The following is a 595-nucleotide window of genomic DNA, read 5'->3' as shown; positions in this document are numbered from 1 at the left end:
CTTCTCGCACGCCTCCTGGGTCTCGTTCGCGGCGCCGCGGGGTGTGCCCGAAGGCGTGGCGCAGCAACTCAACACGCAGCTCAACGCGGCCTTGCAGAGCCCGGAGCTGCGCCAGCTGCTGTCGCAGATGGGCGTGGCCAGCGTCGCGCCCGCCAGCCTGGCCGACGCCGCGCGCTTCTACGAAGAGCAGACCCACAGCCTGCAGGCGCTGGCCCGCGCGATCCGCCTGCAGGCGCAGTAGCGCTGAGCCTGCCATGCGCATCCTGTTCACCTGCAATCCGCTCTTCGGCCACCTGAATCCGATGCTGTCGCTGGCCTGTGCGGCGCAGGCGGCTGGGCACGACGTCGTGGTTGCCACGGGGGCCGACATGACGCCGCTGGCGCAGCGCGAAGGCCTCGCGACCTGGCCCATCGGCATGACGCATGCGCAGGCCGGCGGCAACACGCAGGCGTCGTGGCTGGACTATTTCGAGGCCGGTGCCAGCCGGCGCATGGCGCCACTGGCGACCCGCTGCGCGGCGTGGCGCCCCGACCTCGTCGTGCACGAGGAGACCGAACTCGCCGGTCCGGTCGTGGCAGCGACCACCGGGGCTCG

The 595-nt window shown here is 72.3% G+C and carries 1 protein-coding gene and 1 pseudogene; both read left to right on the top strand.

Annotated features, from left to right (window positions below; genetic code table 11):
* Positions 1–241, top strand: a 241-nt coding sequence (locus AC01FP_RS18730) for a tripartite tricarboxylate transporter substrate-binding protein (RefSeq protein ID WP_474482415.1), incomplete at its 5' end; no start/stop codon positions are given.
* Between the two features lie 13 nt (positions 242–254).
* A pseudogene (locus AC01FP_RS18725) lies at positions 255–595 on the top strand (hypothetical protein); the annotation flags it as partial.

The sequence above is a fragment of the Cyanobium sp. NIVA-CYA 375 genome, assembly GCF_056108345.1.
This window is presented reverse-complemented; position numbering and strand designations above follow the sequence as displayed.